The organism is Pseudarthrobacter humi, assembly GCF_024294965.1.
GTDB lineage: Bacteria > Actinomycetota > Actinomycetes > Actinomycetales > Micrococcaceae > Arthrobacter > Arthrobacter humi.
Genome location: NZ_JANCLV010000017.1, coordinates 39,591 through 62,399, shown reverse-complemented (window position 1 = coordinate 62,399; position 22,809 = coordinate 39,591). Strand labels below are relative to the sequence as shown.

The 22,809-nt window shown below is 66.5% G+C and carries 24 protein-coding genes; 6 read left to right on the top strand and 18 right to left on the bottom strand.

The features are described 5' to 3' along the window. Positions 1-5: 5 nt before the first annotated feature. The gene (locus NFC73_RS18495; RefSeq protein WP_254752604.1) at positions 6-998 is read right to left on the bottom strand and encodes a 3'-5' exonuclease; all 993 of its coding nucleotides are present in this window, start codon (positions 996-998) and stop codon (positions 6-8) included. A 127-nt stretch (positions 999-1,125) separates the two neighbouring features. Between NFC73_RS18495 and NFC73_RS18490 the strand changes: the two genes are divergently transcribed. Further along, positions 1,126-1,902, top strand: coding sequence for a DedA family protein (locus tag NFC73_RS18490; protein ID WP_254752616.1), 777 nt, complete (start codon positions 1,126-1,128; stop codon positions 1,900-1,902). A gap of 56 nt (positions 1,903-1,958) precedes the next feature. On the opposite strand, the gene NFC73_RS18485 is transcribed toward NFC73_RS18490, so the two are convergent. The 7 genes from NFC73_RS18485 to clpS form a co-directional block, all read right to left on the bottom strand. After that, positions 1,959-2,639 carry a VOC family protein gene (locus NFC73_RS18485; RefSeq protein ID WP_254752602.1) on the bottom strand — a complete coding sequence of 227 codons (681 nt, stop codon included), beginning with the start codon at positions 2,637-2,639 and terminating at the stop codon, positions 1,959-1,961. 156 nt (positions 2,640-2,795) lie between these two features. Continuing rightward, entirely contained in the window at positions 2,796-3,458 is a 663-nt protein-coding gene (gene rdgB / locus NFC73_RS18480; RefSeq protein WP_254752600.1) for an RdgB/HAM1 family non-canonical purine NTP pyrophosphatase, read from the bottom strand. 11 nt (positions 3,459-3,469) lie between these two features. Next, the gene (gene rph / locus NFC73_RS18475) at positions 3,470-4,228 is read right to left on the bottom strand and encodes a ribonuclease PH (RefSeq protein WP_058932038.1); all 759 of its coding nucleotides are present in this window, start codon (positions 4,226-4,228) and stop codon (positions 3,470-3,472) included. A gap of 103 nt (positions 4,229-4,331) precedes the next feature. Beyond that, on the bottom strand, positions 4,332-5,129 hold the full coding sequence (locus NFC73_RS18470) for an MBL fold metallo-hydrolase (RefSeq protein WP_254752598.1): 798 nt from the start codon (positions 5,127-5,129) through the stop codon (positions 4,332-4,334). Continuing rightward, a complete protein-coding gene (gene murI, locus NFC73_RS18465) occupies positions 5,126-6,190 on the bottom strand; it encodes a glutamate racemase (protein ID WP_254752596.1) in 1,065 nt (354 codons plus the stop codon). Before murI ends, NFC73_RS18470 begins: the two co-directional genes overlap by 4 nt. Before the next feature lie 69 nt (positions 6,191-6,259). Then, entirely contained in the window at positions 6,260-6,826 is a 567-nt protein-coding gene (locus NFC73_RS18460; protein ID WP_254752595.1) for a DUF2017 domain-containing protein, read from the bottom strand. Further along, a complete protein-coding gene (gene clpS / locus NFC73_RS18455; protein WP_141140951.1) occupies positions 6,819-7,211 on the bottom strand; it encodes an ATP-dependent Clp protease adapter ClpS in 393 nt (130 codons plus the stop codon). The genes NFC73_RS18460 and clpS overlap by 8 nt, the downstream gene beginning before the upstream one ends. A 96-nt stretch (positions 7,212-7,307) precedes the next feature. Here clpS and NFC73_RS18450 point away from each other — a divergent pair, with 96 nt between their 5' ends. After that, positions 7,308-8,636 (top strand): nicotinate phosphoribosyltransferase, encoded by a 1,329-nt coding sequence (locus NFC73_RS18450; RefSeq protein ID WP_254752593.1) that lies wholly within the window; start codon positions 7,308-7,310, stop codon positions 8,634-8,636. After that, a complete protein-coding gene (locus NFC73_RS18445; protein WP_254752591.1) occupies positions 8,636-9,268 on the top strand; it encodes an isochorismatase family protein in 633 nt (210 codons plus the stop codon). Before NFC73_RS18450 ends, NFC73_RS18445 begins: the two co-directional genes overlap by 1 nt. Before the next feature lie 3 nt (positions 9,269-9,271). Here NFC73_RS18445 and NFC73_RS18440 read toward each other — a convergent pair whose 3' ends face one another. From NFC73_RS18440 to NFC73_RS18405, 8 genes are all read right to left on the bottom strand, one after another. Then, on the bottom strand, positions 9,272-11,056 hold the full coding sequence (locus NFC73_RS18440; protein ID WP_254752589.1) for a DEAD/DEAH box helicase: 1,785 nt from the start codon (positions 11,054-11,056) through the stop codon (positions 9,272-9,274). Beyond that, on the bottom strand, positions 11,056-11,397 hold the full coding sequence (locus NFC73_RS18435; protein ID WP_056349372.1) for a DUF3039 domain-containing protein: 342 nt from the start codon (positions 11,395-11,397) through the stop codon (positions 11,056-11,058). The genes NFC73_RS18440 and NFC73_RS18435 overlap by 1 nt, the downstream gene beginning before the upstream one ends. A gap of 120 nt (positions 11,398-11,517) precedes the next feature. Beyond that, entirely contained in the window at positions 11,518-12,300 is a 783-nt protein-coding gene (gene nagB / locus NFC73_RS18430) for a glucosamine-6-phosphate deaminase (protein WP_254752587.1), read from the bottom strand. A gap of 44 nt (positions 12,301-12,344) precedes the next feature. Then, positions 12,345-13,916 carry a transporter gene (locus NFC73_RS18425; protein WP_254752585.1) on the bottom strand — a complete coding sequence of 524 codons (1,572 nt, stop codon included), beginning with the start codon at positions 13,914-13,916 and terminating at the stop codon, positions 12,345-12,347. Further along, complete coding sequence (locus NFC73_RS18420; RefSeq protein WP_254752583.1) at positions 13,898-14,704, bottom strand: ABC transporter ATP-binding protein; 807 nt, start codon at positions 14,702-14,704, stop codon at positions 13,898-13,900. Before NFC73_RS18420 ends, NFC73_RS18425 begins: the two co-directional genes overlap by 19 nt. A 72-nt stretch (positions 14,705-14,776) precedes the next feature. Then, a complete protein-coding gene (locus NFC73_RS18415) occupies positions 14,777-15,874 on the bottom strand; it encodes an NADH:flavin oxidoreductase/NADH oxidase (RefSeq protein ID WP_254752564.1) in 1,098 nt (365 codons plus the stop codon). After that, positions 15,874-16,881, bottom strand: coding sequence for a tetratricopeptide repeat protein (locus NFC73_RS18410; protein ID WP_254752562.1), 1,008 nt, complete (start codon positions 16,879-16,881; stop codon positions 15,874-15,876). Before NFC73_RS18410 ends, NFC73_RS18415 begins: the two co-directional genes overlap by 1 nt. 65 nt (positions 16,882-16,946) lie before the next feature. After that, positions 16,947-18,641 (bottom strand): DUF8094 domain-containing protein, encoded by a 1,695-nt coding sequence (locus tag NFC73_RS18405; protein ID WP_254752560.1) that lies wholly within the window; start codon positions 18,639-18,641, stop codon positions 16,947-16,949. 217 nt (positions 18,642-18,858) lie between these two features. On the opposite strand from NFC73_RS18405, the gene NFC73_RS18400 reads away from it, so the two are divergent. Continuing rightward, a complete protein-coding gene (locus NFC73_RS18400; RefSeq protein WP_254752559.1) occupies positions 18,859-20,178 on the top strand; it encodes an AI-2E family transporter in 1,320 nt (439 codons plus the stop codon). Positions 20,179-20,207: 29 nt separating this feature from the next. Here NFC73_RS18400 and NFC73_RS18395 read toward each other — a convergent pair whose 3' ends face one another. After that, positions 20,208-21,008, bottom strand: a complete 801-nt coding sequence (locus tag NFC73_RS18395) for an alpha/beta hydrolase (protein WP_252600080.1) — start codon at positions 21,006-21,008, stop codon at positions 20,208-20,210. Positions 21,009-21,106: 98 nt separating this feature from the next. Continuing rightward, positions 21,107-21,463, bottom strand: coding sequence for an Rv1322 family protein (locus NFC73_RS18390; protein WP_254752557.1), 357 nt, complete (start codon positions 21,461-21,463; stop codon positions 21,107-21,109). Positions 21,464-21,500: 37 nt separating this feature from the next. On the opposite strand from NFC73_RS18390, the gene nucS reads away from it, so the two are divergent. Together nucS and NFC73_RS18380 are read left to right on the top strand one after the other, a co-directional pair. Then, on the top strand, positions 21,501-22,196 hold the full coding sequence (gene nucS, locus NFC73_RS18385) for an endonuclease NucS (protein WP_254752555.1): 696 nt from the start codon (positions 21,501-21,503) through the stop codon (positions 22,194-22,196). A 336-nt stretch (positions 22,197-22,532) separates the two neighbouring features. Further along, positions 22,533-22,736 (top strand): cold-shock protein, encoded by a 204-nt coding sequence (locus NFC73_RS18380; protein WP_011692441.1) that lies wholly within the window; start codon positions 22,533-22,535, stop codon positions 22,734-22,736. Positions 22,737-22,809 lie beyond the last annotated feature (73 nt).

Below are 22,809 nucleotides of genomic sequence, written 5' to 3'. Positions count from 1 at the left end.
CCGGCTCAGCCGCCCACCATCTGGAGGAACTCGCCTTCGGAGAGCACTTCGATGGGCTGGCCGCGGTCGTGGAGCTCCAGAACGCGCCGGGCCTTGCCGGTCAGCCTGCCGGACCTCAGGTCCGCGGCCACAAAACCGTCACCCACCACCAGCACCGTGGTGCGGGCGGTTACCCGGCTTTCCGGCCGGGCACCCAGCTCGGCCGAACGCACCTTCGCTTCCGGCCGGGCCATGGAGAGCTCGCCGGTGAAGACAACGGTCTGGCCGTACAGCGGGTGGGAGGGTTCGGCGTCGGCATTGGGGACGGGGTTGTCGCCCTCCTCCGGCCACCCGGACAGGAACGGGCGCACCAGCGCGGCGCTGCCTCCGCCAGCGGCACCGGCAAGGGCTGCAAGGCTGGCTTTGGACAGGACATCGTGCGCAGGGTCAAACGCCTCCTGATGCGGCAGGACCAGGCCCAGCGACAGGTAGAGCTCGGCAATGCTGTTGGCGTTGTTCCGGGCCGCGATGTCGATCAGGATGCCGGCGCAGGCGCGGGCGTCTTCTGCGGCGTCGTGGTGGTTGACCAGCGGCACGCCGGCTTCCTCCGCGGCGAACGGCAGGGAATTGGAGACCAGGGAGTAGCAGCGCCGGGCCAGCATCACGGTGCAGACGTAGTCGTAGGCAGGGCCGGGCAGGCCGGAGACCTCAAGCCCTGACCGGATCACTCCCAGGTCAAAGGCCGCGTTGTGCGCCGCCAGGATGTCGTCCCCGATGAAGGCGCCAATCTCCGGGAACAGTTCACCGAAACGGGGACGGCCTGCGACGTCCGTGGCCTTGATGCCGTGGACCCTGACGTTGTGGTACTCGAAGTGGTCATGGTTGACCGGAGGCCGCATTAGCCACGACGCCTCATCCACCACGCGCCCGCCGCGCACTTTTGTCAGGCCAACCGCGCACGGTGAACCCCGGAAGCCATTGGCCGTCTCGAAGTCGATCGCCGTAAAGTCCAAACCCACGGCCCATACTTTACCGCCGGACAAGGCCGTTTCCGTGTCATCGGGGCGGCCCTGTCGCGGATATCACGCGTCCGACGCCGGGCAGCGAGAGTGCGTCAAGTACCCTGAGTAGGTGAACTTTCTTGCGATCAGCGACCTTGCCGTGCCCATGCTGGGTGGTGCAGGACCGGTCCAGCCGCAGCTGGCATCCTTCCTGCCCGACTGGCTGAACCCTCAGATTTTCTTGGCCGATCCAGCACTTGCGCCCTGGGTGGTGCTGCTCGTCTGCGGAATTGTCTTCGCCGAAACGGGCTTGCTGGTGGGATTCTTCCTTCCCGGCGATTCGATGCTGTTCACGGCGGGGCTTCTGGTGGCAACGGACACCATCCAGTTCAATGTCTGGCTCCTGGCGCTCCTGATCACCATATCCGCCATCATCGGCAACCAGACCGGCTACCTGATCGGTTCCAAGGCCGGCCCCGCCATCTTCAATAAGCCGAACTCCCGCCTCTTCAAGCGCGAAAACGTGGAGAACGCACACGCCTTCTTCGAAAAGCACGGCGGCAAGGCACTGATCCTCGCCCGCTTCGTGCCGATCATCCGGACCTTCGTGCCCGTCATCGTTGGCGTGGCCCAGATGAACAAAAAGAAGTTCTTCCTCTTCAACGTGATCGGCGCGGTCCTGTGGGGCAGTGGTGTCACACTGTTGGGCTACTTGCTGGGTGACAGGGTCCCGTGGGTCCGCGAGAACCTGGACATCATCTTCATCGTCATCGTCCTGGTTTCAGTGATTCCGATCGGCATCGAAGTACTCCGCGGATTCTCGGCCAAGCGCCAGGCTGCCAAGTTCGGCACGGACGCCGTGGAGGAATTCATTGAGGAACACGAACCCGAGGCCGAGCGGAAGACCCACCGGGACCACTGAGCCCTCACCACGCAGCATCTCGCTGCTCCCCGGTCGCTCCGTTGCCCTCCGGCGGTTCAGTCCTCGGGGTGCCAGGCATCGATCGTCACGGTGCCGCGCGGCGAGTTCAGTGTGGCGCTGAGCGGCGCGGCGTGGGCAAGCCCCACGGGGGTCGCCCGCACTCCTGGCAGCTTCAACACGTCAAGCGCCTCCTGCGGCACGCCCTGTAATACCAATTCCTGCAACGCCAAGAGCGTCGGCGGGAGGTGATCACAGGGATGTGCTCCCGTCCATTCGATCAAAGTCGGCAACGCGCCAGCGCATTGGGTGCGGCCATCGTCGCGTACTGTAATGCGCCACTTCAACAGGCCTTGCGGCGTATCGCGCTGCGCTGCCAGTGGTACGCCGGGGTCGAGGTCGACGTTGGCCAGGCGCTGCCGCAGCATTTCCATCATGCCCGTCCGCGCGACTGCGTGCACCAGTACGGGACATTGGCGCACCGCCTCGCGCAACGTTGGCTGGTCCAGCCCGAACCAACGCGGCCGACCCGGGGCCGGGGCATCAGGGTCAATCGCGATGATCTCCAGATAGCACTGCGGGAAGCGCACCGTGCTGATGTCCAACACTCGATTGTGCGTGCCCATCAGGGCGTGTTTGCCTCCACGGGAGGGCTGAACGCCGAATGTGGCCTCGCACCAGGCGACGCCCTGTTCGAGCGAATCTGCGGCGATGACCAAGTGATCGATGCGCGCGTTCACAGCAACATCGTATCGGACCGCCCCAAAATACTGCCTTCGCGGCCCTGCCGAAGGAGGCCGGCGGAAATGACGAATGTCTCCCCAGGCGTTATTGTCCGGATATCGCCCGTTCGAGCCTGGCAAAGTCACGATATCTGGACAAAAACTCCCGTAGGGTCACTGCCGGGCGAGCGCGCCGACGATAGCCGGCAGGAGGGCCCGGAAGGCCTTCCCGCGGTGGCTGATCGCGTTCTTTTCTTCCGGTGACAATTCAGCGCAGCTGCGGTCCTCGCCGGCCGGCCGCAGCACGGGGTCGTAGCCGAAGCCACCGTCACCGCGGGGTTCGCGCAAAAGAGTCCCCTCAAGCTGGCCGTACTCCACCACTTCGCGGCTCCCGGCGCCCGGTCCCGGGACAGCCAGGGCCGCAGCGCAGACAAACGCGGCTCCACGGTGCCCGTCAGGGACATCGGAGAGCTGGTCCAGCAGAAGCTTCAGGTTGGCGGCATCGTCACCGTGCCGGCCGGACCAGCGTGCGGAAAAGATTCCAGGCGCCCCGCCCAGTACGTCCACGGCCAGCCCCGAATCGTCGGCGATGGCCACCAGCCCGGTGGCCTCCGCAACGGCCCGCGCCTTCAACAGCGAGTTTTCAGCGAACGTCACGCCTGTTTCGACGACGTCTGGCGCACCCACCGCCGCGGCGTCCACCACCTGCGTGTCGACGTCGAGCCCGGGGACCTGTCCGCGCAGCAGCTCGCGGAGCTCCCTGAGCTTGCCCTTGTTGTGCGTGGCCAGGACGAGGCGGGGTGCAGGCGCGCCGACAGGTCCAGCGTTCGGGTTCACAGCGTCCTGGTTCACAGTGCGTCGGCGAGCGTTTCGCGCTGGATCGCCGCCAGGGCGGTGGTGCCCAGGAGGGCGAGGTCCAGCAGCTGGTTCAGCTCGTCCCGGTCGAAGGGAGCACCCTCTGCGGTGCCCTGGACTTCCACGAACTTCCCGGATCCGGTGACCACCACGTTCATGTCGGTTTCGGCGCGGACATCCTCAACGTAGGGGAGGTCCAGCATGGGCACGCCGTCGATGATGCCCACCGAAACCGCTGCGATCGTGTCGATCAGGGGCTGGGCGTTCTTGGCGATCAGCTTGTTGTCGCGGGCGAAGCGGATGGCGTCCGCCAGTGCAACGTAGGCCCCGGTGATGGCCGCGGTGCGCGTTCCGCCGTCGGCCTGGAGGACGTCGCAGTCCAGGACGATCGTATTTTCGCCCAGGGCCTTGGTGTCAATGATGGAACGCAGGGAGCGTCCGATCAGCCGGGAAATCTCGTGGGTCCGCCCGCCGATTTTCCCCTTGACAGATTCGCGGTCGGATCGGGTGTTGGTGGCCCGGGGAAGCATGGCGTACTCCGCCGTGACCCAGCCGCGGCCTTCGCCCTTGAGCCAGCGCGGCACGCCTGCCGTCAGGGACGCCGTGCACAGGACCCTGGTGTTGCCGAACTCGATGAGGGCCGATCCCTCGGCCTGCTTGGACCATCCGCGGGTGATGCTGATGGGGCGGAGCTGGTCGGGGGCGCGGCCATCGGCGCGCACTACGGGCACTGCGGTTGCTTCAGAAGTCATGCCTTTAGCTTATCGACTCACGGCGAGCCGTCCCGCCGGGCGTTCAGTGGACGAGGCGGCTCACTGCCCCGGCCGGCGGCCAGGAGCAGACGAGGGAACCGGCTTAGACGGTGTAGTGCACACCGGCCACGGCAACCGCCACGTCGCCGCCGAACACGGGGCGCGCTTCGGCCATAACGGTGGTGGGCGAGGTCCAGACGGGGATGTGCGTGAGGAGCAGCCGGCGTGCGCCCGCGCTTTCCGCAGCCTCGCCGGCACGCTTTCCGGTCAGGTGGACATCCTTGATGTCGTCGTCACGGCCTTCCTCAAAGGCGGCCTCGCACAGGAACAGGTCAGCGTCCTTTGCCGCTTCCTCCAGCCCGGCGCAGGAATCGGTGTCCCCGGAATACGTCAGGATCCGGCTGACCGAGTTGCCTTGCTTGTCCGGTTCGGTCACTTCCACCCGCAGGGCGTAGGCCTCCTCCACGGGATGGTTCACTGCGAACGGCGTCACCGTGAACGGCCCCACCGTGACGGATTCCCGTTCGGTCCAGTTGGTGAAGTCGAATTCCTCGTGCATCCCCGGATCGAGCTCCAGGCCGTAGGCGGTGGCCATCCGGTCCGCCGTCGCGGCGGGGCCCCACACCGGAATCCTGCCGCGTCCCCAGCCGCCGGGCTTCCAGCGGACGGCCACATGCAGGCCGCACAAGTCCATGCAGTGGTCCGGGTGCAGGTGGGTGAGGAAGATCGCGTCGATGTCCTCAAGGTCCGTGTAGCGCTGGATGGCGCCAAGGGCGCCGCTGCCAAGGTCCATCACGATTTTCCACGTCCGCTCGCCGTCGTTGGCGGTCAGGAGGTAGCAGGACGCCGGCGAGCCCGGGCCGGGAAACGAGCCGGTGCAGCCGACGATGGTGAGCTTCACAGGGCAGGTCCTCCGGCCCGGTGGGCGCCCACAAAGTTCGAAATCCGAGGTCCCGACGACTGCCGGGCACTGGCAGTCTGCGCAGCCGCGATCATCTCGGGGGTGATCCGCGCCAGGCTGCCGGTGGGGTATTGGGCCGCCACATGGTCCACGTGCCTGACGGACAGGACCTCCGGCCCCAGGAAACGGCGGGCCAGCGTTTCGAACTGGCCGGCGTCACCGGTGGCGATGAAATGGTGTTCCGGCGGTGCTGCAGCAGTGCGCTGAAGATCATGGGTGGCGAGGGCCCGGTACACGTCCTTCGCCGTTTCCTCCGCGCTGGACACGAGCGTCACGGCGTCGCCCATCACGAACGAGATGACGCCTGTCAGCAGCGGATAGTGCGTGCAGCCCAGCACCACGGTGTCCACGCCTGCCGCCTTCAGCGGCGCCAGGTACGCTTCGGCAATAGCCAGCAAGGCTGGCCCGGTGGTGATCCCGGCCTCCACGTAGCTCACGAACTCGGGGCAGGCCACGGACGTGATCGCCAGGTCCGGCGCGGCGGCGAACGTGTCTTCGTAAGCCCGTGAACCAACGGTGGCGGAGGTTCCGATGACGCCGATACGTCCGCTGCGGGTGGCAGCGACAGCCCGCCGGACGGCCGGCTGGATCACTTCGATGACCGGGATGCCGTATTTCGCCGTGTACCGCTCGCGGGCGTCCCTCAGGACAGCGGCCGACGCCGAGTTGCACGCAATGGTCAGCAGCTTGACGCCGGAGTCCACCAGTTCGTCCATCACGCCCAAGGCATTGGCGCGGACTTCGGCAATGGGCAAGGGCCCGTAGGGCCCGTTGGCGGTATCCCCTACATAGAGGATGGACTCGTTGGGGAGCTGGTCGATGATGGACCGCGCCACGGTCAGTCCGCCGACACCGGAATCAAAGATGCCGATGGGGCGGGACCCCACCTGGGCGGTGGTGCTGCTGGCTGCGGACTCCGATGCGGCTGCGCCTGACGGATCCATGCTCGAGGCTGTAGTCATGATTATTCGAGGATAGGTCTTCCCCGGGGCCGCAGCCATCACATTGTGGCGCCCGACTCATGTCAAATTTGTCACATTGGCGGTCGAATCCCCGAACAGGACAGCAGTTCAGGTCCGCGAGTCAAGGGACTGGAGCATCGCCTGGACCAGTGATTCCTGCAGCCACGTGGTGAAGTTGTATACCAGGGCGAGGTAACTTTCCACGTCCTCGGCCTGGGACCAGTCCTGCATCAGGTGCACGTGTTCGGCGTCCTCTTCATCCCGGATATCCAGGCGTTCCGCCAGCACCAGGCGCACATCGTTCAGGGCCATGGACCAGAACCTTGCCCCTTCGGCGGTGAGGACCACTTCGTCCCTGTCCAGGTCCAGCGCGGCAGCGCGCAGCGCGCCGATCTTGGTTTCCCGCAGCGAGCGCTCGGTGAGCTGGCGGAACTCCAGGGACGCGCCGTCGTCGTTCTTCATCACGTTGGGCAGCAACCGCTTAACGGCACGGTCTGTAGGTTCCTGGACGTCCATATCCAGTCCGATCAGGGCGGCCAGCGGATCCTGGCTGGTGTGTTCGGCCGGCTGAAGCATCGAGATAACGTCATCGATCAGGCTTCGGAGCAGTTCCCGTTCGGCGGGTTCCAGGAACCCCGTGATGCCCTTGAGCCCGTATTTGAATGCCTTAGCCACGTTTCCCCTTGCCCTGCCCGGACCCGCCGGACTTTCCTGAGTTTTTGGAGCTTCCACCATTCCCGCCGGAGGCCCTCTCCACCGTGGCCCAGAGGCCGAAGCCGTGCATGGCCACGGCATGCCGCTCAACCTGTTCCTTGCTGCCGTGGGCCACAATGGACCGGCCCTTTTTATGGACTTCCATCATCAGCTTGTTGGCCTTGGACTCGGTGTAGCCGAAGTAGCTTTGGAAGACATAGCTGACGTAACTCATCAGGTTGACGGGATCGTTCCAGATCACCAGGTTCCAAGGGATGTCCGGGGCGGTCAGGGAGTCGGTGGACGCCTCTGTCCCGGTCCGGGTGCCCTCCTGTGTATCGGGGCCGAGCGCAACGCTTAAGGTCATCTGTCCATTCTATGGGGAGCATGGGCCCACGCCGGCGGGGGCCCCGCGGCGAAGCGAAGCGAGACGTGGGAGCCGGTGGGGACTAGAGTGAATTTTGTGAGTACCTCCGCCAGCTGGGACCATCCCCGCACGTCTTTTTACACAGACCACTACGAGCTGACCATGCTGCAGGCGTCCCTACATTCGGGCGCCGCACACCGCAGGTCGGTCTTCGAGGCTTTTGCCCGGCGCCTGCCGGACGGCCGGCGGTACGGGATTGTGGCGGGAACGGGCCGCCTGCTGGAGGGCATCGCCGACTTCCGGTTCGGCGAAGCCGAGCTGGACTTCCTGGGGCGGACCGGCGTGGTCAACCAGGACACCCTGGACTACCTGTCGAACTACCGCTTTTCCGGTGACATCTGGGGCTACCCGGAGGGCGAGGCGTACTTCCCCAACTCCCCCATCCTGATTGTCGAATCAACGTTTGCCGAAGCCTGCATGCTGGAGACCTACCTGCTCTCGGTCCTGAACCATGACAGTGCCATCGCCTCCGCCGCCTCCCGCATGATCACCGCGGCCGGCAACAGGCCCTGCATTGAAATGGGATCCCGGCGCACGCACGAGGAATCGGCAGTCGCGGCAGCCCGCGCCGCCGTTATTGCCGGGTTCGCCAGCACCTCCAACCTCGAGGCCGGCTTCCGGTACGGCATCAAAACGGTAGGGACCGCCGCGCACTCCTTCACGCTCCTCCACGACACCGAGCGGGAAGCCTTCGAGGCGCAGATCGCCTCCCTCGGACCCGGCACCTCGCTGCTCGTGGACACGTACGACGTCGAAGCAGCGGTGCGTGCCGCCGTCGAGTTGGCGGGGCCCGGGCTGGGGGGCGTCCGGCTGGACTCCGGCGACCTCGTGGCCCAGGCCCAGTGGGTCCGGCGCCTCCTGGACGAGCTCGGCAACGTGAACACCAAGATCGTGGTCACCTCGGACCTGGACGAGTTCGCCATCGCCGCGCTGCAGTCCGCTCCGGTGGATTCCTATGGTGTGGGCACCTCGCTGGTCACCGGTTCCGGTGCACCCACAGCGAGCATGGTCTACAAGCTCGTCAGCCGCACCGACGACGCCGGCAACTTCGTCTCCGTGGCGAAAACCGCCAAGAACAAAACCAGCATGGGCGGCCGGAAGTACGCGCTGCGCAAGCTCAACGAGCGGGGGGTGGCCACCCAGGAAATTGTGGGCATCGGCCACCGCCCCGAAGACGACGGCAACGACCGGCCGCTGCTTCAGCAGTTTATGAAGAACGGCGAGCTGCTGCCGGGCTGGACCGGACACGAGGGTGTGGTCCGCGCCCGCCAACGGCACGCGGACACCATGGCCGAACTGCCCGGCGTCGTCAACCGCCTGCAGCGCGGCGAGCCTGCCATCCCCACCATCTACGAGGAGAACTGATGTCCCGAGCCCTGATCATCGTTGACGTCCAGAACGACTTTTGTGAGGGCGGCTCCCTTGCCGTGGCCGGCGGCGCGGACGTAGCAGCAGCCATCAGCGAATACGTTGACGCCCATCACCATGAGTTCGACCACATAGTTGCCACCCAGGACTGGCACATCGATCCCGGCGCGCATTTTTCCGACACGCCCGATCACAAGGACAGCTGGCCGCGGCACTGCGTGGCCGGCACTCGCGGCGCAGAACTCCATCCGGACCTGGACAGCGAGTACATCCAGGCCTACTTCCAGAAGGGCCAGTTCGCCGCGGCGTACTCCGGCTTTGAGGGCCTGCTGGCACCTGAGGATGCCGTCCCCGCCGGGGAACGCCAGCCGGGCGCCATGCCCGCTGACGCGGAAGCCTACGCACCCGCGGACAACGCCATCGGACTGGACGACTGGCTGCAAAGCCACGACGTGGAGGACGTGGTGGTGGTGGGGATAGCCACCGACTACTGCGTGATGGCCACCTCGCTGGACGCGGTCCAGGCCGGATACTCCGTCACCGTCATCCGCTCACTCACCGCCGGCATTGCCGAGGACCTGGAGGATGCCGTCGCCGAAATGGAGCTGGGCGGCGTCGAAGTCGCGTAAGTACTACTTCCGGCCGATGAACCAGTCCTGGAGCTTGCGCAGCCTGGACTGAAGCTGTTCCTCGTTCGCTTGGGCCACTGGAGGGCCGCCGCAGACCGTCCGCAGCTTCGTGTGCACCACACCATGCGGGGTTCCCGTCCGCGCCGCCCAGGCCGCCACGTTCTTGGCCAGTTCGTTGCGCAGGTCCATCAGCATCCGGTGGTCCGGTATGGCCGGCGCCGCGGCGGCCGGCTCGGCTGCCGGTGCGCGCCGGTTCTTGCGGTTGAGCTGTTCGTGCTGGCGCTGCCGCAGCAGGGTCCCCACCTGCTCGGCATCCAGCAGTCCGGGGATGCCCAGGAAGTCCAGTTCGTCCTCCGAGCCCACTTCTCCCCCGGTGCCGAACTCGCCGCCGTCGAACAATACGCGGTCGAAGGACGCCTGTGAGTCGAGGGCCTCGAACTTGCCCTTCGTAAGGCTGTCGGACGCCTTGTCCTCCCGGTTGGCCTCTTCCATCAGCGAGTCCTCAGGATTGAACAGGCCGTCGCTGTCCTCTTTCTCGGGGCGGTCCAGCGCGTGGTCGCGTTCGGCCTCCATCGAGTTGGCCAGGGCCATCAGCGTCGGCACGGACGGCAGGAAGACCGAGGCCGTTTCGCCGCGTTTCCGGGCGCGCACAAAGCGGCCCACGGCCTGGGCGAAGAACAGCGGCGTCGAGGTGGACGTCGCATAGACGCCGACGGAGAGCCGGGGCACGTCCACGCCTTCTGACACCATGCGGACGGCCACCATCCACCGTTTCTCGCTCACGGTGAATTCCTCGATCTTGCTGGAGGCCTTGGCGTCGTCGGACAGGATCACGGTGGGCGATTCGCCGGTGATCCTTTTCAGCTGCCCGGCATAGGCCCTGGCATCCTCGTGGTCCGTGGCGATGACCAGCCCGCCGGCGTCCGGAACCGTGCGGCGCACTTCGCTGAGGCGTTTGTCCGCCCCCGCCAGGACAGCGGGAATCCATTCCCCGGCCGGGTTCAGCGCCGTCCGCCACGCCTGCGACGTGATGTCCTTGGTGACCGCGGACTCGCCCAGGGAGGCCGCCATTTCCTCGCCGGCGCTGGTGCGCCACCGCATTTGGCCCGAGTAGGCCATGAACATGACCGGGCGCACCACGTGGTCACGCAGGGCATTGCCGTAGCCGTACGTGTAGTCCGCTTTCGAGCGCCGGATGCCGTCCTTGTCCTGCGCGTATTCAACAAACGGGATGGGCGAGGTGTCGGAGCGGAACGGCGTACCGGTCAGGGAGAGCCGCCGTACCGCAGGGTCAAACGCTTCACGAAGGCCGTCGCCCCAGGACAGGGCTTCGCCGCCGTGGTGAATCTCGTCAAGGATCACCAGCGTCCGGGCTGCCTCGGTTTTGGCGCGGTGCAGCATGGGTTTGCTGGCCACCTGGGCGTACGTGACGGCCACGCCAACGAAACCGCGGCCGTGCTGGCCGTCGGAGTTCTTGAAGTTGGGGTCGATGGCTATGCCCACCTTGGCAGCGGCGTCGGCCCACTGCCGTTTCAGATGGTCCGTGGGAGCCACGATGGTGACGCGGTTGACCGCCCCTGATTCGATGAGCATGGAGGCCACGCGCAGCGCAAAGGTGGTCTTGCCGGCGCCGGGGGTTGCTACGGCCAGGAAGTCGCGGGGATCGGTCCTGAAGTAGAGGTCAAGTGCTTGCTGCTGCCAGGCACGGAGTTTTTGGGCGGTTCCCCAGGCTGCGCGTTCCGGATAAGCCGGTGGCAGGGTGGGTCCGCCAAAGAGCGTCTCCGTCACTACTTGTTGTTGCCCGAGTCCCCTCCGGGACCCTTGCCGCCGTCGTTGCCCGGGCGGAGGCCGTCATAAACCTCTTTGCACATGGGGCACACCGGGAACTTCTGCGGATCCCGGCCCGGCGTCCACACTTTGCCGCACAGGGCAATGACAGGATCACCCGTCAGCGCGGATTCCATGATTTTTTCCTTGCGCACGTAGTGCGAGAAGCGTTCCCGGTCACCGGGCTCCACTTCCTGGCGCAGCTCTTCGCGCTCGATGGTTGCCGTGGACGTTCCAGCCCCGGAAAGCTCGCGCATCGGGTCGTTTTCGAGAGGGTCCGTCATGCTAGTCATGGCATCCATCTTAGCGTCCCGGGACGGAGGACGTTCGACGGCGGGAGGACCGTTTTGCCCGCACCGCACCCGCCGTCGTCGGCTGTTGAGCGCAACGCCGCTCCGCACGTGCGTGGTGTGTGGGCGGAATTACAGCGCCTGCCAGGCAGGCTTGTGATCGTACGTGTGCCGGTAGAAGTCGGCGAGCTTCAGCGACGATGCCGCGGCCTCATCCACCAGGATGGTGGCGTGCGGGTGGAACTGGAGGACCGAGGCCGGGCAGATGGCTGCGACGGGCCCCTCCACGAAGTCGCGGACGGCCGGCGCCTTCTGGGCCCCGGTAGCGATGAGGACAACGTGCCGGCCCTCGAGAATGGTGCCCAGCCCCTGGGTCACCACATGGTGCGGCACCTCGGCCAGGCTGCCAAAGAATCTGGCGTTGTCCCGGCGCGTCTGTTCGATCAGCGTTTTGATGCGGGTCCGGGATGCGAGCGAGGAACCGGGCTCGTTGAAGCCGATGTGGCCATCCGTACCCACGCCCAGGAGCTGCAGGTCCACGCCGCCCGCTGCCCGCATGGCATCCTCGTAGGCGGAACAGGCCGCGGGCAGGTCCTCGGCTGCCCCGTCAGGCGTATGGACGTTGCCTTCGGCGATGTTGACCCGGCTGGTGAATTCCCGCCGGATGACTTCCCGGTAGGACTGCGGATGCCTGTGGTCCAGCCCCACGTATTCGTCCAGGGCAAAGGCACGGGCACTGCTGAAGTCCAGCCCGTCACGCTGGTGCCGGGCCGCCAGCTCGTTGTACACCGGCAGCGGCGATGACCCCGTGGCGAGGCCCAGTACAGCGGTGGGCTTTCGCCGGAGCAGGGCCTCGATGGCATCGGCGACGAGCTGTCCGATCTGCTTGCTGCCCTGGAGGATGACAACTTCCATGTCCGGCCGCCTTTCTGGTGCTTTTCGTCTGGTGCTTTACGGAGTCAGCGGTTGACGGTCAGTTGGGCCAGCAGTTCGGGTCCGCGGGCATCAAGCCACTTTCCACCCAGCCTGACTCCGGCGCCAAACAGCGCGAGTCCCAGCATCAGGCCGACGGCCAGGTTGGTCCACCCGAACACGGCGTTTCCCGTGACCAGCTGCGCGATGAACAGTCCTACCTCGGGCAGGACCAGCAGGCTCAGTATCCCCATGCCGGCGAACTGCACGGCGAGGGTCTGCCCTACATTGCCCGGCGGTTTCTTGAACGGGCTGTCCCCGGGCAACGGGACGGCCACCGTGTAGCGTGCCGACACCACGGACGACAAGCCAAGCCCGGTGAAGAGGATGCCCAGGCTCAAGCCCAACTGGCCGGGCAGTTCCGACCAGCTGCCGGTAAAGAAGCACTGGCCCACGGCGAAGATCAATACCACCGGCAGGGCGAAGGCGAGGCAGGCGAGCGCCCGTCCCAGGCGGTCGTCGATCCCCTTCACCCCGGTTGCCAGGTGCAGCGCAAATGCCGTGTTGTCATAGGAGACATCCGCCGAGATGGACCAGGCCAGCAGGAACGCCGCCAGCGGCGCAGCGAAGGCCAGGGTCCCGTAATCTCCGCTTTGGCTGCCCTGGAACACCAACAGGATGGGCAGCAGCGGGACCACCACCAGGGAACCGGAATAGCGGGGATCGCGCAGCCAGTAGATCAGTGCCCGCGCGGTCACGGCACCGGCGGGTGTAGCCGGCAGCAGGCCAAGCAGCCCCAGTTTTCCGCCTTTGCGGCTCCCGCTTCCGGCATAGGGCGGATTAACCAGGGCCCGCTCCAGGAGCAGCTTCCAGCACCACGCCAGGCCGGCGAGGGTGGCCAGGGCGATGAGGAGTTTAACCGCGGCATCAGCCGGCCGTCCGGCGGCGACATCGCCGCCGAGGGACCACGCGGCACCAAGCGGTGTCCACGACAAGGTGCCGGCCAACTCCGGCAGGAAACCCGTCGAGGCGGAAACACCCCGGCCCACACCGGCGACGATCGGGCCCATCAGGACCAGCGGGACCATAAATGCGATGGCGCTGACATCCTTGAACCGGCGCGACGACGCCAGGCTCGCGGTTGCCGTGGTCACCACCCGGGAGAGCACGATGCAGCTCAGGACTCCCACGGCGGCACCCACCAGGGCCGCAACGGCCGGGAGTGGGCCGCGGGCCCAGGTCCACACGGTGGCGAGCGCCACGAGCGCGGTTGCGATGCCGGGAATGCCGATCAGCCCGCCAAGGGCCAGCCCCGTCAGGAGCTGCCGCATGGGAATGGCGGAGGTTGTGAAACGCGCAGGGTCCAGGGTCAGGTCCACAGCTGATGCTGCCACGGGGACGATGCCCCAGCCCAGGAGGGCCGCAGAACCGCCGAGCACCACCGCCGTCTGCGCCAGTTCAGGGTCCGCGCGGCGCAAGAGGACCAGGGCCACGACCAGTGCCCCCACGACGCCAAGCGCGTACAGCCCGCCGAACGCCAGGCCGACGAGCTGCCAGGGGCTGCGGCGAAGGCCGTTCCGCAGCAGTGTCAGTTTGAGCCTTAGGAGGTGCGCAACCATTCCAGGCCTTCCGTGTGGTTGCGCCCGCCGACCAGCTGGACAAACCTTTCTTCCAGCGTTGCGCCGGCGCGGACTTCGTCCACGGTCCCGGTGGCGAGGAGCCTGCCGGCCGCCACCACGGCGACGTGGTCACACATGCGCTGGACCAGGTCCATGACGTGGCTCGAGACGATCACCGTCCCGCCGGAGGCTACATAACTGTCCAGGATGGACCGGATGTTGGCTGCCGAGACGGGATCCACGGACTCGAATGGTTCATCGAGCACCAGCAGCCGCGGGGCGTGGATCAGGGCCGAGGCGAGGGCGATCTTCTTTGTCATGCCGGCCGAATAGTCCACCACGAGGGTCCCGGCGTCCTCATAGAGGTCCAGGGCGGACAACAGCTCCCCCACGCGGGAGGCCACCACGTCTTTGTCCATGCCACGCAGCAGCCCCGCGTAGGTGACCAACTGTTCGCCGGTCAGCCGGTCAAAGAGGCGGACACCGTCAGGGAGGATGCCCATCAGTTTCTTGGCCTCCAGCGGCCGGGCCCAGACGTCCACCCCATGGACAACGGCTGTCCCGAAGTCGGGCCGCAGCAGGCCGGTGGCCATGGACAGCGTGGTGGTCTTGCCGGCGCCGTTGGGCCCCACGATGCCAAAGAATGAGCCTGCCGGGACATCGAGGCTGATGCCGTCCACGGCGATTTTTCCGCCGAAACGCTTGGCGAGGCCGCGGATGGACAAGGCGGGAACGGGCCCGGAGTGCACCACCGGATCGGAGTGGGGATCAGGATGCGCAGCAGTCATGATGCCAGCCTAGACCCAGGGCCCGGCCGAGGGGGTCCTCCCGCGGGAGTAGTGCAAAAGGCGTAGGAAAGCCTAGAACGAATGCCGCGGCATGGCCCGTTCGTACTGCGGTGCCCAGGGGAGGTCGTGCCCCAGTTCAAACGCCGCGCGGAGCCACCAGTGCGGATCCCGGAGCGCGGCCCGGGCAATGAACACGCCGTCGGCCTGCCCGGTGGCCACGGCGTGCTCGGCCTGGCCTGCGGAAGTCAGCAGGCCCACGGTGCCTGTGGGGACACCGGCTTCCCGGCGGATGCGTGCGGAGAACTCCGTCTGGTAGCCCGGACCCGGCCTGATGTCCTGGTGGGCCACGGCCCCGCCGCTGGAGACGTCGATGAGGTCAACTCCGTGCTCCGCCGCCCGGGCGGCCAGCCGGACCGAAGCCTGGACATCGACGCCGCCGGGCGCCCAGTCGGTGGCTGAAATCCGCAGCAGCAGGGGCATGGATTCGGGGATGATGTTGCGGACGGCATCAACGACGGCGAGCATCAGCCGGTTCCGTCCGGCCTCATCCCCGCCCCAGGAATCGGTCCGGGTATTGATCAGCGGGCTTTGGAACTGGTGCAGGAGGTAGCCGTGCGCGCCATGGATCTCCACGGTGTCGAAGCCGGCGTCCACGGCACGCACCGCGGCGGCCGCGAAATCGGCAATGACGTCCTGGATCTGCGCCTCGGTCATCGCGGCGGGTTCGGCAAAGCCGTCGAAGGCAAGGCCTGACGGCCCCACCGTGGGCCAGCCGCCGTCGGATTCCGGGACGCTCCCCCGCTGCCCGGCGAACGGCCAGTAGGTGGACGCTTTCCGGCCGGCGTGGGCAAGCTGGGCGCCGATCTTCGCTTCCGCGGCACCGTGCCGGTGCACAAAGGACGTGATCCGCTGCCAGGCCTCGGCCTGTTCGTCGTTGTATAGCCCCGCGTCGCGGGGGCTGATCCTGCCGGCGGCATTCACGGCGGCCGCCTCGGTGAGGATCAACGCCGCGCCGCCCGCGGCGAAGGAGCCCAGATGCATCAGGTGCCAGTCGTTCGGAACCCCCGGGGCGCCGTCGGGACCGCAGCTGTACTGGCACATGGGTGATACCCAGCCGCGGTGCGTGAGCTCCAGGGAGCGGAGCTTGAGCGGCTGGAACAGGGCCGGCACTAGAACAGGACCCTGGCGAGTCCTTGGCGTGCCTTGGCAACGCGGGGGTCGGACGTGCCCACCACGTCAAAGAGTTCCAGGAGGCGTACGCGGGCGGTCTCCCGTTCTGGGCCGAAGTTCCGGCCGATGAAGCTGACCACGCGGTTGAGCGCGTCTTCCACATGGCCGCCGGACACGTCCAGGTCCGCCACGCCGAGCTGGGCGGCCAGATTGTCAGGTTCGTTGGCGGCGAGGGTACGCAAGGCTTCCGAGTCCTCGGCGGAGAGCGGTTGGAGCCGGGCCATCAGCTCCACCTGGGCCAGGCCGGCCTTGGCCTCGGCGTCGGCGGGCATTTCCAGCAGGGCCTGCCGGTAGGCCACGGCGGCGGCCTCATAGTCGCCCGCCTCAATGGCGTCGAACGCGGCCTGGTGCAGCGGCGGAAGAGGTGCTGGTTCAGTCTCCATGGGCGCGCTGCCCCCGCCGAGGCTGCCCGTAACCCCATTGGCGGCCGCGACTTTCAGCAGTTCATCAAGGAGGGGCCGGATCTGGGATTCCTCGGCGCCGCCCTGGAAGAGCGGTACCGGCTGGCCTTTGAGGACGGCGATTGCCGTGGGGACGGCCTGGACCTGGAAGGCCTGTGCCAGCTGCGGGAAGGCGTCGATGTCCGCCGCCCCCAGGACCAGGCGGCCGCCGTAGCTGTTGATGACCCGTTCCAGCGATTCGAGCATCGCGGCGGATTCCGGCGAGTACGCGGCCCATAGCGCGAAGACCACCGGAACCTGGGCGGAAAGCTCCACGAGTTCCTGGAAATTGCCTTCGGTGACAGTGACCCGGAGCGGTGCCGCGCCGTCGTCGGGCGTTACCGCACCGGCTTCTGCGCTGGCACCCGCATCCCCGGAAACAGGCGGATTGCCGGGAGCCGCAGGCGGCGCCTGGCGCTGTTTCAGGGATGAAAGGTCGACGGCGCCACGCAGGTTAAGCAGGCTGGCAGCGGCGGGAGGGACTGGGCGGGAAGCTGGCGAACTCATGCTTTCCACTCTAGCCACTCCGGCCGCTGCCGGGGGTACTGCATCCGGGACTGGACCCTGCGGGCCTATTTGAAGCTTGCGCCTACCAGCCCGCGCGTAGCGGCCACCAGCTTGATGGGATCCGTAGAACCTGCCGGCGGAACGTAGACCGCCATTGATTCAGCAAAGTCCAGGACCATGCCGGTGGTGGTTTCCTTGCCGCCGGCGAGCGCCGCGGCGTCGTCGCCGATAGTGAGCTTGTCACCGGAGGCCTTGGGCGTGCCATCGAAGCCGAAGTTGATCCGGCCCAGCACCAGCGCCCCGCCGTCGGCCGTCCGGAACACCACAGTGCTTTCCGGTACTACCTTGTGGGTGAAGGAGAAGTTGCCGTTTTCGCCGGACTTGACTACCTCGGCCTGGTAGGAGAGCGTATCGGCGATGTACGGCGAGGATGCGCCCTCCACGAGCTTGTCCTTGAAGCTCGACTCTGAATTCGTCAAGCGGTCGGCCAGCCCGGCCAGGGCTTCTTCGCCGCTGTACAGCAGGCCGGATTTGTCGTTGGCGGCCAGCGTGTCGGTGCCGTTCCGTCCGATGGCGGGGAACGTGGTTCCCGGCTGCAGCGGGGTGGTCTCGGTCAGCTTGTAGTTCTCCCGCGGGGAGGGCTGGACCAGGGTGAGCAGCTGCGGGACGACGTTGCCGTCACCCTGCGTAACGGCGAGGACTGAACGCGGCCAGCTGCGGTCGCTGGTGACCACCGTGGTGAGGAGCTTGGTGGAACGGACGGGCATCCGGGCTTCATAAGTTCCCACCTGGGAACGGATCTTGTAGTTCTGCGTACGGACCTCAAGCTCCGTTCCGGCTACGCGCTCTGCGAGCTTGGCTGCGTCCTTTGCGGCGTCACCGGCGTCGGTGGTGCTGGAGACCTGCTCCAGGATCCTGCGGAACTGGGCGTCCAGGAGGACCGGCGCGGCCGCCCCGGCGGCCTCCGGCGATGCTGATCCGGGAGCGGGAGCGGGCGTAGTGGCAGCGTTCGCAGCAACACCTGTTCCGGCCACAACGAGGGCGGTCACTGCGGCGGTGACCATGCCGCCGGACACCATGCCGAGCCGTGAGGCGGACCTTGCCTCGGCCTTGGCCCGGGCGCGCCGGGCGAACAGGCTTCCCGTGCCGTTGCCTTCGCCGTCCTGCTTGCGTGCGGACAGGACCAGCAGGGCAGTGCCGGCGAGGATCAGCAGGCCACCAATCACCATGAGCGGGATGGCCCACGGGGTGGAGGTGTCATTGGGGAACGTCATGGAGATCGACGACGGGGCGGGCTTGGTGCCATCGGACGCCAGCAGCAGTGACCATTCGCCGTCAGCGGGCGGTGTCCACGAGTACTCCAGCTCACCGCTCGCGTTCTCAGTGGAAACCCAGAGGTCGGATCCGGACGGATTCGGCGCCGTGGCGTCGCCGTCTGCGTGCTCAACCTGCAGGGATTTGTTGTCCTCGGAAACCCCAGTGATGGTGTTGTGGGCCGTCGGGCCCACCCAGGCGTCCACGTCGTCAGGCCGGCCGGCCGCGAGCATAAAGTTGCCGTCGCCTTCGATCTTGATCTTCACCGTTCCGCCCTGCGCAGTGCGCAGCTTCTGGTCGATGACGGTCAGTGGGGCCTCCGCGGCATCTGCCGGGGCGGAAGCCGTAAAGGTCTCGGAGGGAGCCCAGATTGTCTTCTGGCCAATACCGGCCAGAAGTGTCAGGAGGCCGAGCAGCACGAGTGCAACTGCAGTCTTGAAGCGCAAAGGAAACACCTATCATTCGCGGGGGTTTACTTTCAATAGTAACCGTTTTGTTACCGGAACCCCCGTTTGGGCGCCAGCGGGGGTCCGGAATCGGCGGCGCCCGGGTGGCCCGACGGGCGCCCTCGCTCCTGTTGGCAAGGCTGCTGATAGTGTTTGCGATGATCATCACACCGGCCCGCAAATGCGGCGCCACGCACGGAACAGGCCCCAGAATCCAGTGACTGACAAGACGGAAGAGTCCTCCCCGGGACACGAAAATCAACCGGCCGCTGGCGCTTTGGAATCCTCGCCGGGCACGCCTGCGACGACGAAGCGACGGGGCTCCGCACCTGCCGCCCTGGGCCAGCTTGTACGGCGCCTGCGCCAGCCGCTGCCGGGCGCCCAGCCCAGGCTCCGGTTTGAGTTCCCGCCGGAATACAACCACACGCAAGAACCTGCCGCCACCGACGACGGCGAGACCGCCGGGACGCCCGAACAGTTTGGCCGTCCGGGTCCGCGGATGTCGATGCAGCATCCCCTCTATATGGGCTTCATGGGCACTGTAGGGGTGGGCCTTGCCCTGCTGGTCTACTGGATCGGCTCCAACACCACGCAACTGCTGCTGTGGATTGTGGCTGCCCTGTTCATTGCCCTAGGCCTGGAACCCGTGGTCGGCTGGCTGGAGAACCGCCGGATTCCCCGCCCGGTCGGCATTCTCCTCGCCGTCCTGGTCCTGGTGGTGGCTGTGGGAGGGTTCTTCGCTACCCTCATCCCCACCATCGTGGAACAGGTCACCCAAATTGTGGTGCAGGCACCCACCTGGGTACGGGACTTCATCGACTCTGAGTTCTTCCGGAACGTGGATGACCAGTTTGGTGTGCGCGACCGCATCAACGAGGAACTCGACAAGTTCGTCAACAACCCCGAGGCGATGGGCGGGATCTTCGGTGGCGTGGTTGGCTTCGGGTCGACCCTGGCCAACGGTCTCTTCGGAACGTTGATCGTCCTGGTCCTGAGCCTCTACTTCCTGGCAGCCCTCCCGGCCATGAAGAAGTGGGGCTACCGGCTGGCGCCGCGGTCCCGCCGGGCCCGGGTGGAAGCCCTCTCCGAGGAGATCACCCGGTCCGTCGGCAACTACGTGATCGGGCAGGCCTGCGTGGCATTGCTCAATGCCATGTTCGCGTTCATCGTGATGTCCATTGTGGGTGTCCCGTTCGCCCTCTTGCTGGCCTTCGTGGTGGCCCTGCTGGCATTCATCCCCCTGGTGGGTGGCATGATCGCCGGCATCGTGGTCCTGCTGGTATCGCTGACGGAGGGCTGGCAGACCGCCGCCGTCTACGGCATCTGCTATTTCGCCTACCTCCAGTTCGAGGCCTACTTCATCTCGCCGCGCATCATGCAGAAAGCCGTGGCCGTCCCGGGCGCCGTGGCCGTGATCTCGGTCATTGCCGGCGGCAGCCTGCTCGGAGTGCTGGGCGCGCTGATCGCCATCCCGACGGCGGCGGCCATCCTGCTGCTGGTCAAGGAGATCTACATCGTCCGCCAGGACAAGCACTAGCGGACGGGCACCAGTAGCGGCACCCGCTGCTAGGCGGCCGCGGTGGCCACCGGGCCGTTCCACACCTGCGGCAGGCCTTCGGGACCGGAGCCTGCCTCCGTCACCTCATCGACGATTTCGTTGAGCACGCGCGAAGCGTATTTCTCCCCCACCCAAAGGTGCTTGGCGCCGTCGACACCCACCACCCGGGCCTGCGGCACCAGGCTGAAACGTTCAGCGGCGGCGGCGGGCTGGAGGTAGTCGTCATGCTCCGGGACGAGGACGGTGAGCGGCTTGGCGGAGTCCGCCCAGAGGCGCAGGTGGGCGTCGGTGGCGCGGTGCAGCGGAGGCGACAGCAGGACGGCACCTTCAATCTGGCTCGCCACCGGCTCAACGGCACCGTACATCAGCGCCAGTTCGGTGCCGAAGGACCAGCCCACCAGCCACCGGTTGGGCAGTTGGCGTTCGACGGCGAAACGTACCGCCGCCTCAACGTCCTGCCGCTCGCCGATCCCCTCTTCGAAGGAACCTGCGCTGGTTCCCCGCGGCGACTCCGTCCCGCGCGTGTTGAAACGAAGAACGGCCACACCGGCCAGGGCCGGAAGCCGGTAGGACGCCTTGCGGTACACGTGCGAGTCCATAAAGCCGCCGTGCGTCGGAAGCGGATGCAGGGTGATCAGCGTCGCGGTGATCTGGCCGGACTCGGGCAGCGCCAGTTCCCCCACCAGCGTGTGGCCATCCTCCGTGCGGAGCTCGATGTTCTCGCGCCGGGCCGGCAGTACCGTTGACGCGCGGATGGGTGCGGGCCCTGTGGGCTGACTGAATTCGTACGACGCGGGATCAAAAGTCATGCCTGCCAGCTTAGCGACTCCCAGCGTCCGCAGGCGCAGTGCGCTGGCTCGTAACGCGGCTTCTCCGGGGCGGAGCCGTTCGCCCGGGCTATTCCGAGTCAGCGGTAACGGTACGTCCGGGACAGCCAGCAGTTGGTGTGCCAGTGGCGGCGCTCAGCCAGGCCTGCCGCCGCACCAAATATGTGATCTTCCTTCCAGACCACCAGGTGGGCGATGCCGGGGACCACAGCGGTGGAACAACCGGGGCAGATGTAAGTCTTTTCCGCGTTCCTGGCGGTCATGGTCCTGACCGTCCACTCGCCGTCGGGCGCGCTCTCCCGACGGGCGATTCCAGCCCGTGCCCGCTCCAAATCCAACTCGGGAACGTCGCCGTTGCCCTTCTTGCCTACCGGCTTTCCGCCAGCTATGCCCGGCTTTCCGGAGGCAGGGCGGCGGGGACGGTTGGAACGCGGCATGGCTCCATTCTGCCCCAGCCCCGGTAGTGTGTACGGCGTGCGACTTGTCATAGCCCGATGTTCAGTTGATTATGTTGGCCGGCTCAAAGCCCATCTCCCCCTTGCCACCAGGCTCCTGCTGGTCAAGGCCGACGGCTCGGTGCTGGTTCATTCCGACGGCGGCTCCTACAAGCCGCTGAACTGGATGAGCCCGCCTGCAACCCTGCGGGTGACCTCGCCGGAGGACATTGACCTGGAACTTGGCGTCACGGAACAGTGGACCGTCCAGTCCGCCAAGACCGATGACCGCCTGATCATCAACATCCACGAGCAGCTGCACGAGTCCGCCCACGACCTCGGGGTGGACCCCGGCCTGATCAAGGACGGCGTCGAAGCCGACCTGCAGCGCCTGCTTGCCGATCAGATCGAGACCCTGGGCTCAGGTTTTTCGCTCATTCGCCGCGAGTACTTCACCGCCATCGGCCCGGTGGACATCCTGGCCCGTGACGCCAGCGGGGCCACCGTGGCCATCGAGCTGAAGCGGCGGGGCGACATTGACGGCGTGGAGCAGCTCACGCGCTACCTGGAACTCCTGAACCGCGATCCGCTGCTGGCCCCGGTCCGCGGCATCTTCGCTGCCCAGCAGATCAAGCCGCAGGCCAAGGTGCTGGCCAACGACCGCGGCATCGACTGCATCACGCTGGACTACGACGCCATGCGCGGCGTGGACGACAGCGACTCCCGGCTTTTCTGAGGCCCGCTATCCGCTTTTATGACGCCGAGTTCCGCTTTTCAGACCCCGGATATCCGCACCGGTGACGCCTTCGGCCCCCTGACAAGGGGATTCATCCTTTTTATACGCAAAATTTGCTGTATTGGCCGTTCAGACCGTTGACCTGACGGAATCGGCGTGAAATTCTTAGACCAGTCTTTGTGTAGGTGTTTTTCATGCTCGCAAGACATGTTGCGAGCGCGAAGCTCCTGCAGCGCAGGTTCCCAGGAACGGCATTGAAGGATTCTTCTCGCGGAGTGACCGAGTCCGGCACGAGGTGTGCCGGACTTAGACAAGTTCCATAATGAGGAGAAATAAATGGCACAGGGAACCGTCAAGTGGTTCAACGCTGAAAAGGGCTTCGGCTTCATCACCCCGGATGACTCCGATGGCGATGTCTTCGTTCACTACTCGGAAATCCAGACCGGTGGCTTCAAGACCCTCGACGAGAACCAGCGCGTTCAGTTCGAAATCGGTCAGGGTGCCAAGGGCCCCCAGGCTACCGGCGTAACGCTGGTCTAGTCCCCCGCCCGGCGGCCGCCAGCTGCGTGGCCTCCGGCGAAGGAAAGATCCCCGGCATCCGTGCCGGGGATCT

What these genes read in the sequence shown, in the direction of transcription:
- nagB (WP_254752587.1), bottom strand. Translation starts at nt 12,300, where the DNA reads ATGGAAGTTGTCATCCTCCAGGGCAGCAAGCAGATCGGACAGCTCGTC.
- NFC73_RS18425 (WP_254752585.1), bottom strand. Translation starts at nt 13,916, where the DNA reads ATGGTTGCGCACCTCCTAAGGCTCAAACTGACACTGCTGCGGAACGGC.
- NFC73_RS18390 (WP_254752557.1), bottom strand. Translation starts at nt 21,463, where the DNA reads ATGCCGCGTTCCAACCGTCCCCGCCGCCCTGCCTCCGGAAAGCCGGGC.
- NFC73_RS18380 (WP_011692441.1), top strand. Translation starts at nt 22,533, where the DNA reads ATGGCACAGGGAACCGTCAAGTGGTTCAACGCTGAAAAGGGCTTCGGC.
- NFC73_RS18420 (WP_254752583.1), bottom strand. Translation starts at nt 14,704, where the DNA reads ATGACTGCTGCGCATCCTGATCCCCACTCCGATCCGGTGGTGCACTCC.
- clpS (WP_141140951.1), bottom strand. Translation starts at nt 7,211, where the DNA reads ATGACCTTAAGCGTTGCGCTCGGCCCCGATACACAGGAGGGCACCCGG.
- murI (WP_254752596.1), bottom strand. Translation starts at nt 6,190, where the DNA reads ATGGCTGCGGCCCCGGGGAAGACCTATCCTCGAATAATCATGACTACA.
- rph (WP_058932038.1), bottom strand. Translation starts at nt 4,228, where the DNA reads ATGACTTCTGAAGCAACCGCAGTGCCCGTAGTGCGCGCCGATGGCCGC.
- NFC73_RS18410 (WP_254752562.1), bottom strand. Translation starts at nt 16,881, where the DNA reads ATGAGTTCGCCAGCTTCCCGCCCAGTCCCTCCCGCCGCTGCCAGCCTG.
- NFC73_RS18445 (WP_254752591.1), top strand. Translation starts at nt 8,636, where the DNA reads ATGTCCCGAGCCCTGATCATCGTTGACGTCCAGAACGACTTTTGTGAG.
- NFC73_RS18395 (WP_252600080.1), bottom strand. Translation starts at nt 21,008, where the DNA reads ATGACTTTTGATCCCGCGTCGTACGAATTCAGTCAGCCCACAGGGCCC.
- NFC73_RS18435 (WP_056349372.1), bottom strand. Translation starts at nt 11,397, where the DNA reads ATGGATGCCATGACTAGCATGACGGACCCTCTCGAAAACGACCCGATG.